This window comes from Sphingomonas chlorellae (assembly GCF_056485145.1).
The window spans coordinates 587,075-601,930 of record NZ_JBQXXM010000001.1 but is presented as its reverse complement, the minus strand read 5'-3'; the positions used below and the strand labels follow the sequence as shown (position 1 = coordinate 601,930).

Annotated in this window: 13 protein-coding genes; 9 read left to right on the top strand and 4 right to left on the bottom strand. The window is 68.7% G+C overall.

Annotation, left to right across the window (positions count from 1 at the left end):
- The first annotated feature begins 68 nt into the window (after positions 1-68).
- Positions 69-1,277: an LL-diaminopimelate aminotransferase gene (locus ACT3CF_RS02845; protein WP_478421328.1), complete on the top strand. Its 1,209-nt coding sequence runs from the start codon at positions 69-71 to the stop codon at positions 1,275-1,277.
- 125 nt (positions 1,278-1,402) lie between these two features.
- Here ACT3CF_RS02845 and ACT3CF_RS02840 read toward each other — a convergent pair whose 3' ends face one another.
- Together ACT3CF_RS02840 and ACT3CF_RS02835 are read right to left on the bottom strand one after the other, a co-directional pair.
- Complete coding sequence (locus ACT3CF_RS02840) at positions 1,403-1,759, bottom strand: GntR family transcriptional regulator (RefSeq protein ID WP_478420213.1); 357 nt, start codon at positions 1,757-1,759, stop codon at positions 1,403-1,405.
- Between the two features lie 18 nt (positions 1,760-1,777).
- Positions 1,778-2,377, bottom strand: coding sequence for a nitroreductase family protein (locus ACT3CF_RS02835; protein ID WP_478420212.1), 600 nt, complete (start codon positions 2,375-2,377; stop codon positions 1,778-1,780).
- Positions 2,378-2,584: 207 nt separating this feature from the next.
- Between ACT3CF_RS02835 and ACT3CF_RS02830 the strand changes: the two genes are divergently transcribed.
- Positions 2,585-4,378, top strand: a complete 1,794-nt coding sequence (locus tag ACT3CF_RS02830) for a peptide MFS transporter (RefSeq protein WP_478420211.1) — start codon at positions 2,585-2,587, stop codon at positions 4,376-4,378.
- Between the two features lie 440 nt (positions 4,379-4,818).
- Here the strand turns inward: ACT3CF_RS02830 and acs are convergent, their stop codons facing one another.
- Positions 4,819-6,756 (bottom strand): acetate--CoA ligase, encoded by a 1,938-nt coding sequence (acs, locus tag ACT3CF_RS02825; protein ID WP_478420210.1) that lies wholly within the window; start codon positions 6,754-6,756, stop codon positions 4,819-4,821.
- 243 nt (positions 6,757-6,999) lie between these two features.
- Here acs and ACT3CF_RS02820 point away from each other — a divergent pair, with 243 nt between their 5' ends.
- The 6 genes from ACT3CF_RS02820 to ACT3CF_RS02795 all read left to right on the top strand — a co-directional run bounded on the left by ACT3CF_RS02820 (position 7,000) and on the right by ACT3CF_RS02795 (position 13,160).
- Entirely contained in the window at positions 7,000-8,475 is a 1,476-nt protein-coding gene (locus tag ACT3CF_RS02820) for an efflux transporter outer membrane subunit (protein ID WP_478420209.1), read from the top strand.
- Positions 8,465-9,796: an efflux RND transporter periplasmic adaptor subunit gene (locus ACT3CF_RS02815; RefSeq protein WP_478420208.1), complete on the top strand. Its 1,332-nt coding sequence runs from the start codon at positions 8,465-8,467 to the stop codon at positions 9,794-9,796. Before ACT3CF_RS02820 ends, ACT3CF_RS02815 begins: the two co-directional genes overlap by 11 nt.
- 1 nt (position 9,797) lies before the next feature.
- Complete coding sequence (locus tag ACT3CF_RS02810; protein ID WP_478420207.1) at positions 9,798-10,508, top strand: ABC transporter ATP-binding protein; 711 nt, start codon at positions 9,798-9,800, stop codon at positions 10,506-10,508.
- A gap of 4 nt (positions 10,509-10,512) precedes the next feature.
- A complete protein-coding gene (locus ACT3CF_RS02805; RefSeq protein ID WP_478420206.1) occupies positions 10,513-11,712 on the top strand; it encodes an ABC transporter permease in 1,200 nt (399 codons plus the stop codon).
- 126 nt (positions 11,713-11,838) lie between these two features.
- The gene (locus ACT3CF_RS02800) at positions 11,839-12,870 is read left to right on the top strand and encodes a glycerophosphodiester phosphodiesterase (RefSeq protein ID WP_478421326.1); all 1,032 of its coding nucleotides are present in this window, start codon (positions 11,839-11,841) and stop codon (positions 12,868-12,870) included.
- A gap of 32 nt (positions 12,871-12,902) precedes the next feature.
- Positions 12,903-13,160: a hypothetical protein gene (locus ACT3CF_RS02795; protein WP_478420205.1), complete on the top strand. Its 258-nt coding sequence runs from the start codon at positions 12,903-12,905 to the stop codon at positions 13,158-13,160.
- A gap of 6 nt (positions 13,161-13,166) precedes the next feature.
- Here ACT3CF_RS02795 and ACT3CF_RS02790 read toward each other — a convergent pair whose 3' ends face one another.
- Positions 13,167-13,910, bottom strand: a complete 744-nt coding sequence (locus tag ACT3CF_RS02790) for an esterase/lipase family protein (RefSeq protein ID WP_478420204.1) — start codon at positions 13,908-13,910, stop codon at positions 13,167-13,169.
- 35 nt (positions 13,911-13,945) lie between these two features.
- Here ACT3CF_RS02790 and phhA point away from each other — a divergent pair, with 35 nt between their 5' ends.
- Entirely contained in the window at positions 13,946-14,827 is an 882-nt protein-coding gene (gene phhA, locus ACT3CF_RS02785) for a phenylalanine 4-monooxygenase (protein ID WP_478420203.1), read from the top strand.
- Positions 14,828-14,856: the final 29 nt, after the last annotated feature.

The following is a 14,856-nucleotide window of genomic DNA, read 5'->3' as shown; positions in this document are numbered from 1 at the left end:
CGACAAACTTGGCCTAGAACGTCGACACGACGCAAAGCCGCGTCGCAACCCAGTTGAGCGAGATCGAAATGTCCGAGGAGTTCTACCGCATCAAGCGTCTGCCCCCCTATGTCATCGCGGAAGTGAACGCGATGCGGGCGGCCGCGCGAGCGGCGGGCGAGGACATCATCGACCTCGGCATGGGCAATCCCGACCTGCCGCCGCCGCCGCACGTCATCGAAAAGCTGTGCGAGGTCGCGCAGAAGCCCGATGCGCACGGCTATTCGGCGTCAAAGGGGATTCCCGGCCTGCGCCGCGCCCAGGCCAATTATTACGGCCGCCGCTTCGGGGTCGATGTCGATCCCGATACCGAAGTCGTCGTGACGATGGGGTCGAAGGAGGGGCTGGCCAGCCTCGCCACCGCGATCACCGCGCCGGGCGACGTCATCCTCGCGCCCAACCCCAGCTACCCGATCCACACCTTCGGCTTCATCATCGCGGGCGCGACGATCCGCGCGGTGCCGACCACGCCCGACGAGCGCTATTTCGCCAGCCTCGAACGCGCGATGAACTTCACCGTGCCGCGCCCCAGCGTGCTCGTCGTCAACTATCCGTCGAACCCGACGGCGGAGACGGTCGACCTCGCCTTCTACGAACGCCTCGTCGCCTGGGCGCGCGAGAACCAGGTGTGGATCCTCTCGGACCTCGCCTATTCCGAGCTTTACTATGACGGCAAGCCGACGCCCTCGATCCTCCAGGTGCCCGGCGCCAAGGACGTCGCGATCGAGTTCACCTCGCTGTCCAAGACCTATTCGATGGCGGGCTGGCGCATCGGCTTCGCGGTCGGCAACAAGCGGCTGATCGCGGCGATGACGCGCGTGAAGTCCTATCTCGACTATGGCGCCTTCACCCCGATCCAGGCCGCCGCGTGCGCCGCGCTCAACGGGCCGCAGGACATGGTCGAACAGAACCGCCAGCTCTACCACAAGCGCCGCGACGTGCTGGTCGAAAGCTTCGCCCGCTCGGGGTGGGACATTCCCAGCCCGCCCGCCTCGATGTTCGCCTGGGCGCCGCTGCCGCCCGCGCTCGCGCACATGGGCAGCCTCGAATTTTCCAAGCAGTTGCTCACCCATGCCAAGGTCGCGGTCGCGCCCGGCGTCGGCTATGGCGAGAATGGCGAGGGTTACGTCCGCATCGCGCTGGTCGAGAACGAGCAGCGGCTGCGCCAGGCGGCGCGCAACGTGAAGAAATATCTGCAGTCGATGGGCGTCAACACGCCGTCGAGCCGCGCCGGCTGATCGCGGCGTCCGCGGTCGGCGCCCCGCCGGCCGCGGTCCCGCCCCATGGCCGTTCAGGCCGCCCGTATCACCCGCTCAGGACGCCCGGCGCACCCGCTCAGCCCGCCCGGCGCACGCCGCGGGCTTCAGGCATATTCGTCGTCGAGCAGCATCCGCGCATCGAGCCCCAGCAGCGCGATATGCTCGCGCACGCGCGGCCACATGCCGTTCAGGAACCGGTCGCGCTCGGCCTCGCGCAGCCGCTCGACCGCGCCGGGCAGCACGAACATGCCCACCCCGCGCCGCACCTCGACATAGCCGTCGTCCTGAAAGCTCTGATACGCCTTGGCGACCGTCAGCGGGTTGGCCCCGTGTTCGGCGGCAAGCGCCCGGACCGAGGGGAGCTGGTCGCCCGCCTTGAACTGGCCGCGCAGGATCGCTGCGGCGATCGTCGCGCGGAGCTTCAGATAGACGGGGCTGTCTTCATGTTCGAGCGCTGTCATGCTGCCTTAATACAGCAATCAGCGATTCGATCCATCCCCGTTGTTCCACAGATGCGTGATTGTCCGGGGGTCGGCGCGCGGACGCTCCTCCAGCGGCTGCTGCGGCGTGCCGATGAACACGAACCCGGCGATCCGTTCGGGCGCCGCGCCGAACAGGTCGCGCACCGCGTCCGAATAGGCGGCCCAGCCGGTGATCCAGCTTCCGGCGAATCCCATGGCGTGCGCCGCGTGGAGCAGGTTCATGCACGCCGCGCCCGCCGACAGCTCCTGTTCCCACATCGGGATCTTGTGTCCGGGCACGGGGGCGGACAGCACGACGACCAGCGCGGGCGCCTGGCGCGCGAACTGCGTCGCCGCCTCGATGTCACGCGGCGTCGCGCCGGGGTGGTCCGCGGCGACGATGGCGCCCAGCCGCGCCGCCAGCGCGTCGCGCTGGTCGTCCGGGACGATCACGAACCGCCACGGGTTCAGCTTGCCGTGGTCGGGGGTGCGCGCCGCGATCGCGATCATGTCGTGCAGCGCCGCCAGGTCGGGGCCGGGGGCGCCCAGGTCGCGCGGCTTGCCCGAACGGCGCGTGCGCAGCAGCGTCAGCGGGGTGGATCGGTCGTTGAAGGTCATGCCGCCCGTCTATCGCGCCGCGGCGCGATGCGCCATGGGGCGCGTCCCGATCGGGGGCCTGTGCCGCAATGCAGCATCGCCAGCCGCTTTACACGCGACCGTCAGGCTCTAGTCTGGCCCCCCATGCACCGGGCGTTCGCGCCCGGAAAACCGAAAGGCACCGGGCAAGCCCCGGAAAAAATGCGATAAAAAAGGGCAAGAAAACGCATGGTCGAAACCCCAACTGCCGACAGCCCGGCAGAACCGGACATCACGCACGTCAATCCCGCCGCCGAAAAGACCTGGTTCGGCCATCCCCGTCAGCTCGCGCGGCTGTTCTCGACCGAAATGTGGGAGCGCTTCGGCTTCTACGGGATGCGCGCGCTGCTGACGCTCTATCTGACGCAGCATTTCCTGTTCAGCGACCGCGAAGCGACCGGCCTCTATGGCGGCTATACCGCGCTCGTCTATCTCACCCCGCTCATCGGCGGCTATCTCGCCGACCAGTTCCTCGGGTCGAAGCGCGCGGTGAAGTTCGGCGCGATCCTGATGTCGCTCGGCTATCTGATCCTGTGCTTCGGCGGCCAGACGGCGACGCCCTATGCCAAGATCGACGGCCAGCGCTACGAGGTGTCGATCGAAAAGACCGCCGCGGGCGAGCAGCGCTACGTGATCGACAACGGCCACAAACAGCTCATCAAGGGCAATGAGGACGGGTCGATCACGCTCAGCGAGAACGGCCGCACGGTCCGCACGATCGCGAAGGGCGGCTTCGAATCGGGCGGCGACCGCAGCCCGTACTACGTCATGGTGATGCTGTTCGCGCTGTCGATGGTCTCGGTCGGCAACGGCTTCTTCAAACCCAATATCTCGACGATGGTGGGCCAGCTCTACGGCCCCGGCGACGGCCGCCGCGACGCGGGCTTCACCATCTTCTACATGGGCATCAACCTCGGCTCGATGCTGTCGCAGGCGCTGTGCCCGTGGCTCGCGGTCTCGGTCGGCTGGTGGGCGGGCTTCGGCCTCGCCGCGATCGGCATGATGTTCTCGTGGGCGCTCATCCAGCTCGACGGCGGCAAGCTCGACGGCATCGGCGAACCGCCCGCGCGGCCCGGCGTCGGGCGCCAGCAATGGTGGATCTATCTCGGCGCGATCTGCGTCGTGCCGCTCTTCTACTTCCTCTACACCAACCTGATGTCGGCCGAACCGGCCGCGGCGGGCTCGGGGCTGCTCGGCTATGTCGCGTCGCTGCCGCTGATGGGCAAGCTGCTGTTCGGCACCTTCCTGATCGGCGTGCCGGCGATCCTCGTCTGGTCGTTCTTCGCGGGCGACCGCCGCGAGTTCCAGATGATGATGGCCGCGATGGTGCTCATCGTGTTCAACGTCGTGTTCTGGACGCTGTTCGAACAGGCGGGCTCGTCGCTCACGCTGTTCGCCGATCGCAACACCGACCTGTCGATCTTCGGCTGGTTCACGATCAGCGCGGGCCAGACGCAGAGCTTCAACGCGCTCTTCATCGTGCTGCTCGCGCCGCTGATGTCGATGCTGTGGGCGGGGCTCGCGCGGCGCGGGATGGAACCCAGCATCCCGGTCAAGTTCGGCATCGCGCTCGTCGCGGTCGGCGGCGGCTTCCTGTTCCTCGTCTGGGGCGCGCAATGGGCCGATACCAGCTTCAAGGTGTCGGTGTGGTGGCTCGCGGGCCTCTACTTCATCCACAGCTTCGCCGAACTGTGCATCTCGCCGGTGGGGCTCAGCATGATCACCAAGCTGTCGATCGCGCGCATCGTCGGCATGATGATGGGCGTGTGGTTCCTGTCGATCTCGGTCGCGCAATATGTCGCGGGCGTGATCGCCCAGTTCGCCAGCGTCGAAACCGTCGGCGGCCAGGTCACCAACCTCAAGGTCAGCCTCGACACCTATCTGGGCGTGTTCACGCTCATTTCGGAATGGGCGATCGGGCTCGGCGTGCTGCTGCTGCTGCTCAGCTGGCCGCTCAAGCGCTGGATGCACGGCGTCAAATAGGCGGCTGTCGGGCTCCCGGGCGACCGGGGGCCGGCCCGCCGGACGGAAAGCGCCGGACAGAAAGGCCGGACAGGGGCCAAACAGAAAAGGGGCGCCATACCCGCGGGTGTGGCGCCCCTTTTCGTGTCCGGCCTGTGGGGGGGAGGCGGCCGGACAGGGATGGCCCGCAGCCGATGGGGAACTGGCGGTGGGAAACGATCGGCTTCCCGGCCCGGCTGGCGACCGGACAACGCGCGCCCCGCTGCGGAGGGCGGCCGCCTAGGCCCGGACGCCACTGTCACGCAACTGCAATAATCGCGCGCAGACGTGCAGCCCGCGCAAGGCGCCGCGCCGCCGGACGGTGCGCGGGCGGGTGGACGAGCGGACGGACCCGCGGGCGGACGGACCCCAGAGCGGGCGGGCGGTGCGGAATCGCGCCGCACCGCCCGCCCGGCGCGCGTTCAGCCGATGCGGTTGGCGAGCAGGTCGTCGACCACCGCCGGGTCGGCGAGCGTGCTCGTGTCGCCCAGGCTGCCGACCTCGCCCTCGGCGATCTTGCGCAGGATGCGGCGCATGATCTTGCCGCTGCGCGTCTTGGGCAGCCCCACCGCGAACTGGATCGCGTCGGGGGTGGCGATCGGGCCGATCTCGGTGCGGACCCAGTTGCGCAGCTCGGTGCGCAGTTCCTCGCTCGGCGTCTCGCCCGCGTTCAGCGTGACATAGGCATAGATGCCCTGCCCCTTGATCTCGTGCGGCATGCCGACGACCGCCGCCTCGGCGACCTTGGCGTGGAGCACCAGCGCGCTCTCGACCTCGGCGGTGCCCATCCGGTGCCCCGACACGTTGATGACGTCGTCGACGCGGCCGGTGATCCAGTAATAGCCGTCGGCGTCGCGGCGGCAGCCGTCGCCGGTGAAATATTTGCCGCGATAGGTGGTGAAATAGGTCTGGAAGAACCGCTCGTCGTCGCCCCACACGGTGCGCATCTGCCCCGGCCAGCTCCGCGCGATCACCAGATTGCCCTCGGCCGCGCCGGTCAGCACCTGGCCTTCGGTGTCGACGAGCTGCGGGTCGATGCCCAGGAACGGCAGCGTCGCCGATCCGGGCTTCAGCGCGACCGCGCCGGGCAGCGGGGTGATCATGTGGCCGCCGGTCTCGGTCTGCCACCAGGTGTCGACGATCGGGCAGCGGCCCTCGCCCACCACCTCGTGATACCAGCGCCACGCTTCGGGGTTGATCGGCTCGCCGACCGTGCCGAGCAGGCGCAGCGACCGGCGCGAGCTGCGCGTGACATAATCGTCGCCCTCGCGCATCAGCGCGCGCAGCGCGGTCGGGGCGGTATAGAGGATCTCGACCTGGTGGCGGTCGACGACGTCCCAGATCCGGCCCGCATCGGGCCAGTTGGGGACGCCCTCGAACATCAGCGTCGTCGCGCCGTTGGCAAGCGGGCCATAGACGATATAGCTGTGGCCCGTGACCCAGCCGATATCGGCCGCGCACCAATAGATCTGGCCCGGCCGGTAATCGAACACCAACTCGTGCGTCAGGCTCGCCCACAACAGATAGCCGCCGCTCGTGTGGAGCACGCCCTTGGGCTTGCCCGTCGATCCGGAGGTATAAAGGATGAACAGCGGGTCTTCGGCGCCCATCGGCTCGGGCGGGCAGTCGGCCGGGACCGTGGCGGCGGCCTCGTCGTACCAGCGGTCGCGGCCCGGCGTCATCGGCACCGCGCCGCCGGTCGCGCGGACGACGATCACGCGTTCCAGCCCGGGGGCATGTTCGGCCGCGGCGTCGACATTGGCCTTCAGCGGCACGCGCTTGCCGCCGCGCCGGCCCTCGTCGGCGGTGATGACGATGCGCGAATCGCAATCGACGATGCGCCCCGCCAGCGCCTCGGGCGAAAAGCCCGCGAACACCACCGAATGGACCGCGCCGATCCGCGCGCAGGCGAGCAGCGCGAACGCCGCCTCGGGGATCATCGGCAGATAGATCGTCACCCGGTCGCCGCGGCGCACGCCCTCGGCCTTCAGCACATTGGCGAAGCGGCAGACTTCTTCATAAAGCTGCAAATAGGTGTATCGGCGCGGCGCTTCCTTGGGGTCGTCGGGTTCCCACAGGATCGCGACGTCGTCGCCGCGGCTCGCCAGGTGGCGGTCGATGCAGTTGGCGGCGACGTTGAGCTTGCCGTCGGCGAACCAGCGGATGTGGAAATCGGCCTCGTCGAACGACCAGTCGCCCGCCAGTTCGGGGCGCTTGATCCAGTCGAGCCGCCGCGCCTGCTCCAGCCAGAAATCGCCCGGGTCGGCCAGGCTGCGGCCATAGAGGCGGGCATAGTCCTCGGCATTGACGCGCGCGTCGCGCGCCCAGGCGTCCGGCACGGGGTAAAGGCTGTCGTTCATGGCGTCCGCTCCAGCAGTTCGTTCGTGCGCCTTTTCGGCTTTGCGGGGCATTAGGACGCAAGCATCCGGCGTGCGCAACCCGTAGATTCCCTTCGGCGCCGTCGCGGGATTTCCTTCAACGTCATCGCGTGCCCGCGAACGGCGCGCGCTGCCGCCGAACGGCATGGTTTGCGCACCGAACTGCTACAAGATGCCACAAAATTACGGTGGAACAGCGGGTCCGGAACGGGCATCGTAACGACTATGGCCCACCGCCCCCTGATGCTGGCGCTCGCGCTCCCCCTCGCCGCCTGCGCCGCCGGCCCCCATGATCGGCCGCAATCCGCCGCCGCGCTCGGCGTCCCCGACGCCTGGTCGGTCCCCGCGGATCAGCGCGCGCGCGAGGATCTGACGCGCTGGTGGAACCGCTTCGACGACCCGATGCTGGGTCAGCTCATCGCCCAGGCGCAGACCGCAAATCTCGATCTTGCTCAGGCGGTTACGCGGCTCCGCCAGGCGCGGGAATCGCTCATCCAGTCGCGCGCGGCGCTGTTGCCGACGGTCAGCGGATCGGCCGGCTATTCGCGCAACGAACCGCTGCGCGGCGGCACCACCACCACGCGGCTTCCCGACGGCACCGTCGCCTCCTTCTCGCAGGGAGGCAGCGACAATTTCTCGCTCGGGCTCGACGCCAGCTATCAGGTCGACCTGTTCGGCGGCGTGCGCAGCAGCGTCCGCGGCGCGCGGGCAAGCTATGAGGCCGCAGGCTTCAACCGCGCGGCGGTGCTGCTCTCGGTCGAATCCGAGACGGCGCGCAACTATGTCCTCGCCCGCCAGGCCCAGGCCCAGCTCGCCAATGCCCGCGAAAGCCTTGCGATTCAGGACGAAAATCTCAGCATCGCCCAGTGGCGCGTCCAGGCGGGCCTGGTCTCCTCGCTCGACGCCGAACAGGCACGCGCGCAGCGGGCGCAGACCGCGGCCACGATCCCGCAGCTCGAAACCAACTATGCCGGCTTCGTCGCCCGGCTCGGCGTGCTGACGGGCCAGGCCCCGGGCGCGCTGCGCGGGCAGCTCGAGGCGCCGCGGCCGATCCCGCGCGGTCCCGCCAGCGTCGCGGCGGGCATCCCCGCCGATGCGCTGCGCCAGCGCCCCGACGTCCGCGCCGCCGAACGCAGCCTTGCCGCCGCCACCGCGCAGATCGGCGTGTCGCAGGCACAGCTCTATCCCAGCCTCGCGCTCGGCGGCAGCATCAATGCGGGCAGCGCCACGATCGGCTCGCTGTTCGACATCATCACGGGCCGCGCCTTCGCCAATGTCGCGCAGACGATCTTCGATTCGGGCCGGCTGCGCAGCCAGGTCCGCGCCGCCCGCGCCGGCGCCGACACCGCCTTCTTTGCCTATAAATCCAGCGTGTTGAAGGCGCTGGAGGAGATCGAGAACGCGATCGTCGCGCTCCAGGCGGCGCGCGTCCGCGAGACCGAGTTCCGCACCGCACTCGAGGCGGCGAACAACCAGGCGCTGCTCGCGCGGATGCGCTATCGCTCGGGCCTCACCGATTTCACCACGCTCAACCAGTCCGAAAGCGCCCTGCTTTCGGCCAAGAACGGCCTCGCCCAGGCCGAATCCGAACAGGCGACCGCGCTGATCCAGCTCTATGTCGCATTGGGCGGCGGCTGGGACGAAGCCGCGCCGATCCCGCCCCTCCCTCCAAAGACAGGCAGCGCCGCCGATGGCCAGTGAACCTCAGGATCTGAACACCTTTCTGGGCACGAAGCCGCGTCCCTGGTGGCGGCGGAACCTGCGCTGGATCGTCATCGTGCTGGTCGTCGTGGGGCTGGGGCTGCTTGTGTCGCGCTGTTTCGCGCCCAAGCCGCCGCCCAACTACATCACCGTTCCCGCCGAAAAGGGCGCGCTGGCGGTCACCGTCTCCGCCACCGGCCGGCTCGCGCCGACGCGGCAGGTGACGGTGGGCTCCGAAATCTCGGGCCTCGTCCTCAAGGTGCTGGTCGACGTCAACGATCGCGTGACCGAAGGTCAGCCGATCGCGATCATCGACCCCTCGCGCCTCGACGACGCGATCACGCAGAGCCGCGCGACGCTCGCCGCCAACCAGGCCGCGGTGGCACAGGCACAGGCAACGCTCGACGAAGCGACGGCGCAGTTGCGCCGCATGGAGGAAGTCAGCCGGCTGTCGGGGGGCAAGGTGCCCGCCAAGACCGAACTCGACACCGCCCGCGCTGCGGTGGCGCGCGCCCGCGCCAACCTTCGTTCGGCGCAGGCCAACGTCGTCTCCGCCCAGGCCTCGCTCTCGTCGAACCAGACGCAGCGGTTCAAGTCGATCATCCGGTCGCCGGTGAACGGCGTCGTCCTCGCCCGCCAGGTCGATGCCGGCCAGACCGTCGCCGCCTCGTTCAGCACGCCGACCATGTTCGTGATCGCGCAGGACCTGACGCACATGAAGCTCGAGGTCGCGATCGACGAGGCCGATGTCGGATCGGTCAAGGTCGGCCAGCCGGCGAGCTTCACGGTCGACGCCTTCCCGGGGCGCACCTTCCCGGCCCAGATCACCCGCGTCGACCTGGGGTCGAACCTCACCGCCTCGACGGCGTCGAGCAGCAGCACGGCGACGAGCAGCACCACCACCGCCAACCAGGTCGTTTCCTATGCGGCGGTCCTCTCGGTCGCCAATCCCGACGTCACGCTGCGCCCGGGCATGACCGCCACCGCCACGATCGGTGTCGAGAAGCTGGAAAATGCGCTGCTGATCCCCAACGGCGCGCTGCGCTTCACGCCGGACGACGCGGGCGCCAAGTCCGGCGGCGGCGGCATCCAGTTCGGCCCGCGTCGGCAGGACCAGCAAAAGGCGATCGGCCGCGGCAGCAAGCAGACGATCTATGTCGTCGGCAAGGACGGCAAGCCGGAAAAGGTGGAGGTCGTCACCGGCCCCAGCGACGGCACCCGCACCGCGGTGACCAGCCCCAAGCTGACGCCCGGCATGAAGGTGATCGTCGGCGTCCAGGCCAACGGCACGGCCAAGCCCGCCAAGGACGACAAGAACTGACATGGCCGAGCCGCTGATCCAGCTCCAGGGCATCACCAAGACGTTCGGCGAGGGGCCGACCGCGTTCCAGGCGCTGAAGGGCGTCGATCTGACGATCGAACCCGGCGCGTTCCTGGCGGTGATGGGGGCATCGGGCTCGGGCAAGTCGACGACGATGAACATCCTCGGCTGCCTCGATGTGCCGACGGGGGGCAGCTATCTGTTCCGCGGCGTGCATGTCGAAAGGCTCGATCGCGATCAGCGCGCCTATCTGCGCCGCCGCTATCTCGGTTTCGTCTTTCAGGGCTTCAACCTGCTCGCGCGCACCACCGCGCTGGAGAATGTCGAGCTTCCGCTGCTCTATCGCGGCGAGCATCGCAAGGCGCGGCGCGAAGCGGCGATGGCCGCGCTCGAACAGGTCGGCCTCGATCGCTGGGCCGATCACACCCCCGCCGAACTGTCCGGCGGGCAGCAACAGCGCGTCGCCATCGCCCGCGCGATCGTGACGCAGCCCCAGGTGCTGCTCGCCGACGAACCGACGGGCAACCTCGACAGCGAACGCTCGGTGGAAATCATGCGGCTGCTCCGCCGGCTCAATGCCGATCTCGGCATCACGGTGCTGATGGTGACGCACGAGCCCGAAATGGCATCGTTCGCCAAGACGATCGTGCATTTCAAGGATGGGCTGGTCGAACGGACCGAGCTCCCCGCCCAGGCAGCGACGGGGGCCTGACACCATGTTGTTCACCACGCTCCTCCTGTCGCTCCGCGAGATCCGCCGGCATCTGCTGCGTTCGTTCCTGACGACGCTCGGCATCATCATCGGCGTCGCCGCCGTCATCACCATGGTGACGCTCGGCAACGGCGTCTCGGCCTCGGTGCAGCAGTCGATCAGCTCGCTCGGCAGCAACACGCTGACGGTATTCCCCAGCGGCGGCCGCCGCGGCGGCGCCAACGCCCCGCCCAGTTTCGAAAATGCCGACGTCGTCGCGATCCGCCAGCAGGTGAGCGGCATCAGCGCCGTGGCGCCCCAGGCGTCGGCCTCGGCGCTGGCGGTGCGCAACGCCCAGAACTGGCAGGCATCGGTCACCGGCACCAGCAACGACTATTTCGACGCACAGAATCTCGAATTCGCCGGCGGCCGCCGCTTTACCGACGCCGAACAGAGCGCGGGCAAGTCGGTGTGCGTGATCGGCGACACGATCCGCGCCAACCTGTTCGCCGACGAGGATCCGGTGGGCGAGCGTTTCCGGCTCGGCACCGTCAGCTGCGAAGTGATTGGCGTGCTCAAGAAGCGCGACAATGCGGGGTTCAGCGATCCCAACTCCACCGTCGTGCTGCCGCTCAAGACGGTGCAGCGCCGCTTCGTCGGCAACCAGAACGTGCTGGCGATCCAGATCGCGGTGGCACCGGGCTATGACACCGCCGTGGTGAAACAGTCGCTGACCGGCCTGCTGCGCGAACGTCGCCACCTCACGCCCGGCCAGCCCGACAATTTCGACGTTTTCGACAGCGCCGAATTCGCCTCGACCGTGCAGAACCAGATGCAGCAGCTGACGCTGTTCGTCGGTGCGATCGCAGCGGTGAGCCTGCTCGTCGGCGGCATCGGCATCATGAACATCATGCTGGTGTCGGTCACCGAACGCACGCGTGAGATCGGCATCCGCCTCGCGATCGGCGCGCTGGGCAAGGAAGTGCTGATGCAGTTCCTCGTCGAGGCGATCGCGCTTTCGTGCCTTGGCGGACTGGTGGGCGTCGGCCTCGCCTTCTTCGCCTCGTGGGGGCTGGCGCTGCTCGCCAAGCTGCCGTTCGAGTTCGACCTGTCGATCAACCTGCTGAGCTTCGCGATCTCGGCGCTGATCGGCATCGTGTTCGGCTATTTCCCCGCGCGCCGCGCCGCCGGGCTCAACCCGATCGACGCGCTTCGCCACGAATGAGCGGACGGCGTGGCGCTGACGCGGGACGGTAACATCGCGCGCCTATCGGCCCATGATCGAGGAGGATCGCGCGTGACGAAACGCATCTGGTTGGCCGCGGCGCTGATGGCGCAGGGAGTGTTCGGAATGGCAGCAAGTGCCGCGGCGGGGAGCCCCGCCATGCCGCAGCGGGCGTCGGAGGCGCCGATCGTGATCGCGCATCGCGGCGCCAGCGGCGAGCGGCCCGAACACACGCTGCTGTCCTATCAGCTCGCGATCGAACAGGGCGCCGACTTCATCGAACCCGATCTGGTGCCGACCAGGGACGGCGTGCTCGTCGCGCGGCACGAAAACTACATCACCGACACCACCGACGTCGCACAGCATCCCGAATTCGCGGCGCGGCGGACGACCAAGACGATCGACGGCCGCACGCTCACCGGCTGGTTCACCGAGGATTTCACGCTCGCCGAACTCAAGACGCTCCGCGCCAAGGAGCGGCTGCCCCAGCTTCGCCCAGGCAACACCGCGTTCGACGGCCAGGCGACGATCCCCACGCTCGACGAGATCATCGCGCTCGCCAAGCGCGCTTCGGCCGAAACCGGGCGGACGATCGGCATCTATCCCGAAACCAAGCACCCCAGCTATTTCGCCGCGATCGGGCTGCCGCTCGAGGAACGACTGGTCGCGACGCTCAAGGCCGCGGGCTGGGATCGCGCCGACGCCCCCGTCTTCATCCAGTCGTTCGAGGTCAACAACCTCAAGAAGCTCAGGACGATGACGAAGGTCCGGCTGATCCAGCTGATGGCCGGCAGCGAGGGGCCGGCGGACCATGCTTTCCCAAGCTATCGCGAGATGACGACGCCGGCCGGACTCAAGGCGGTGGCCGCCTATGCCTATGGCATCGGCCCCGAACTCACCCAGATCATCGCCAGCGACGGGACGCCCACCGGCCTTGTCGCCGATTCGCACGCCGCCGGGCTCCGCCTCCATCCCTGGACCTTCCGTGCGGAAAACGCGTTCCTGATGCCGGCCTATCGCAACGGCGCCAATCCGGCCGATCACGGGCGGCTGGTCGAGGAAATACGTCGTTTCCTCGATGCCGGGATCGATGGATTCTTCACCGATTTCCCGTATCTTGGCGTCGCCGCGCGCAATCAGGCCGCGGCCGCGCGCTGAGCTTGACCGCGCGCAGCACCAGGAAAATGCCCATGCTTCGCGCCCTCTCCCTTCTGCTCGTCGTGCCGCTGGCGGGCGGGTGCGTCGCCAAGACGGCGTGGAATGTCGCCACGGCGCCGGTCAAGGCCGGTGCCAAGGTGGTCGACTGGACCACGACCAGCCAGGACGAGGCCGACCGCAACCGCGGCCGCGAACTCCGCAAGCAGGAGGAACGCGACGCACGTGCGCGCCGGGAGCAGGAAAAGCGCTGTCGCCGCGACCCCGATCGCTGCACGGCCGAGCCGCGCTGAGGCGGCTCAGCCGCCCGGCGTCTCCACCGCCAGCGCCTCGGCCACTGCCGCGAGCACCGGCGCGCGCATCTGCACCCACAAATGGCTGCTGCGGACCTCGACCGCGCGTGCATCGGCGCTGCGACAGATCAGCCCGTTGACCAGACCGTCGCTGCGGCTCCAGATCGCCGTTGCCGGGACCGGCAGCGGCCCGGCGGCTTCGGCCAGCCATGCGCCGACCGACGGATCGTCGACCGGCGTGCCGCAAAACCATTCGAACGGGCGCCAGACATTGGTGGCCCGCGGATGGCCGGCATAGGGCGAGCTGATCGTCACCACCGCGCGAACGCAGTCGGGGCGCCGATGCGCGACGATCCGCGCCATGATCCCGCCCAGCGAGATCCCGACCAGCGCCACCGGCGCCCCGGCGCGCGCCGACATCGCCTCGATCCGGTCGATCAGCGCCTCGCCGTCGGCCCCGATGGTGCGCGGCCCCAGGTTGCGCCCCAGCCCCCAGCCCTCGGCTGCGTGGCCCAGCCGCCGCAGATGCGCGCAGAGCACCCGGTTCGATCCGTCGCCGTTGAACAGGCCGGGCAGCACCATCACCGGGCCACCCTTGCCGCGCGGCCCCTGCCCCAGCGCGCGCCAGTGTGCCGCCAGCTCGGCAAGGCCGAACGCGGCGCGCGGCGCCTCGGCGGCAAGGGCAAGCGGCGGGGGCGGTTGGTCGGGGGCGCTGGGAACAGCCCAGCTCATCGGCATATGCGGGTCCATTCCACCCCCACTGCACCCCATGCTATGTCTTGGCCATGAACAAAGAAACACATGTGCTGGAGAGCCCGCCCGAAGGTGCCGCGTCCGACTGGACGATTCCGCAGGCGTGGCAAGCCTATACCGCTGAAGAACATGCGACGTGGGACACGCTGTTCGCGCGTCAGGCGCGCCTGCTGCCCGGTCGCGCATCGCAGGCCTGGATGAACGGGCTGGAGGCGCTGCGCCTTTCCGAATCGGGCATCCCCAATTTCGAGGAGCTGTCCGAACGGCTGATGAAGCTGACCGGGTGGCAGGTCGTCGCCGTGCCCGGCCTCGTCCCCGACGACGTCTTTTTCGACCATATGGCCAATCGTCGCTTCGTCGCCGGCAATTTCATCCGCCGTCCCGACCAGCTCGACTATATCCAGGAACCCGACGTGTTCCACGACGTGTTCGGCCATGTCCCGATGCTCGCCGACCCGGTGTTCGCCGACTATCTCGAGGCCTATGGCCGCGGCGGGCGCCGCGCGCTCGAACTGGGTGCGCTCAGGCAGCTCGGCCGGCTCTACTGGTACACGGTCGAGTTCGGGCTGGTCGAGGAAGCCGACGGGCTGCGCATCTATGGCTCGGGAATCGTGTCGAGCTCGGCCGAAAGCGTCTTCGCGCTCGAAAGCGACAGCCCCAACCGGCTGCGCTTCGACATGAAGCGCGTGATGCGCACCGAGTACCGGATCGATGATTTTCAGCAGAATTATTTCGTCATCCCCAGTTTCGAGGCGTTGCTGCGCGAGACGCTCGAAACCGATTTCGCCCCGCTCTACGCCGAAATCCTGTCACAGCCCGATATCCCGATCGCCGCGATCGAGCCGGGCGACCAGGTCATCACCCGCGGCACGCAGCATTATGCCCGGAGCCGCGCCGGCGCGGTGACCGGATAGGCACCGGCCTCCGCCACCGGCCCAACGGG

Excerpts from the sequence above, each read along its gene's own strand:
- phhA (WP_478420203.1), top strand. The coding sequence starts at position 13,946 with ATGAACAAAGAAACACATGTGCTGGAGAGCCCGCCCGAAGGTGCCGCG.
- ACT3CF_RS02815 (WP_478420208.1), top strand. The coding sequence starts at position 8,465 with ATGGCCAGTGAACCTCAGGATCTGAACACCTTTCTGGGCACGAAGCCG.
- acs (WP_478420210.1), bottom strand. The coding sequence starts at position 6,756 with ATGAACGACAGCCTTTACCCCGTGCCGGACGCCTGGGCGCGCGACGCG.
- ACT3CF_RS02795 (WP_478420205.1), top strand. The coding sequence starts at position 12,903 with ATGCTTCGCGCCCTCTCCCTTCTGCTCGTCGTGCCGCTGGCGGGCGGG.
- ACT3CF_RS02810 (WP_478420207.1), top strand. The coding sequence starts at position 9,798 with ATGGCCGAGCCGCTGATCCAGCTCCAGGGCATCACCAAGACGTTCGGC.
- ACT3CF_RS02790 (WP_478420204.1), bottom strand. The coding sequence starts at position 13,910 with ATGGACCCGCATATGCCGATGAGCTGGGCTGTTCCCAGCGCCCCCGAC.
- ACT3CF_RS02840 (WP_478420213.1), bottom strand. The coding sequence starts at position 1,759 with ATGACAGCGCTCGAACATGAAGACAGCCCCGTCTATCTGAAGCTCCGC.
- ACT3CF_RS02845 (WP_478421328.1), top strand. The coding sequence starts at position 69 with ATGTCCGAGGAGTTCTACCGCATCAAGCGTCTGCCCCCCTATGTCATC.
- ACT3CF_RS02830 (WP_478420211.1), top strand. The coding sequence starts at position 2,585 with ATGGTCGAAACCCCAACTGCCGACAGCCCGGCAGAACCGGACATCACG.
- ACT3CF_RS02805 (WP_478420206.1), top strand. The coding sequence starts at position 10,513 with ATGTTGTTCACCACGCTCCTCCTGTCGCTCCGCGAGATCCGCCGGCAT.
- ACT3CF_RS02835 (WP_478420212.1), bottom strand. The coding sequence starts at position 2,377 with ATGACCTTCAACGACCGATCCACCCCGCTGACGCTGCTGCGCACGCGC.
- ACT3CF_RS02820 (WP_478420209.1), top strand. The coding sequence starts at position 7,000 with ATGGCCCACCGCCCCCTGATGCTGGCGCTCGCGCTCCCCCTCGCCGCC.
- ACT3CF_RS02800 (WP_478421326.1), top strand. The coding sequence starts at position 11,839 with ATGGCAGCAAGTGCCGCGGCGGGGAGCCCCGCCATGCCGCAGCGGGCG.